Annotated in this window: 1 protein-coding gene; it reads right to left on the minus strand. The window is 59.4% G+C overall.

The window, feature by feature from the left end; all coding sequences use genetic code 11:
- On the minus strand, window positions 1-574 hold a 574-nt coding region (locus tag AC1DLB_RS31485), incomplete at its 3' end, for a gamma-glutamyl-gamma-aminobutyrate hydrolase family protein (RefSeq protein ID WP_477786467.1).
- Window positions 575-651 lie beyond the last annotated feature (77 nt).

The raw sequence follows: 651 nt of genomic DNA on the forward strand, positions 1-651 counted from the left end.
GGCCCGGTGCGAGTCGGTCGATGCCCTGGCTGTGAATCGAATTGACCTGGAATACCTGTGGCAGGTCCAGTGCTTCGAACACACCGCCCGGTTGCACATTCACTGCATGGGCCGCTGCGTACTGCACGGCCAGATCGGGACTGTCCGCTTCCCGGTGATCGAGCATGCCGGGCAGTTCGTGSACCTTCTGATGCAGGCTGCCRCCGAAYGCCACRTTCATTTCCTGRAAGCCSCGGCAGAKRCCGAGCACSGGAACACCGGCGGCGATGGCTGCGCGCAATAAGGGCAKGGTGGTGGCGTCCCGTTGCGGATCGTGATCCGTACCGGGAGCACTGGCCGGGCCTTGATAGTGGAAAGGCTCCACATTCGACGGCGAGCCGGTCAGCAACAGACCGTCGAGCTGCGCGAGCAGCGCATCGGTTTCGGTCAGGTCGCCTAAGGAAGGAATGACCACTGGCAGCCCCAATGCCGCGACGCTGACAGCACGCAAGTACTTGTCGCCGCTGACGTGGTAGGGGTGCAGGCCAATCTGTTTGACGCACGCAGTAACGCCGATCAATGGCTTGAATGCCATTTTTATCACCTCGAAGTTTCACACTTGAACGAGCTTTTCCGGAGCTTAGCCTTGTTGATTTTAATTAACAACTCTCA

The sequence above is a fragment of the Pseudomonas sp. 05N434 genome (assembly GCF_056396965.1).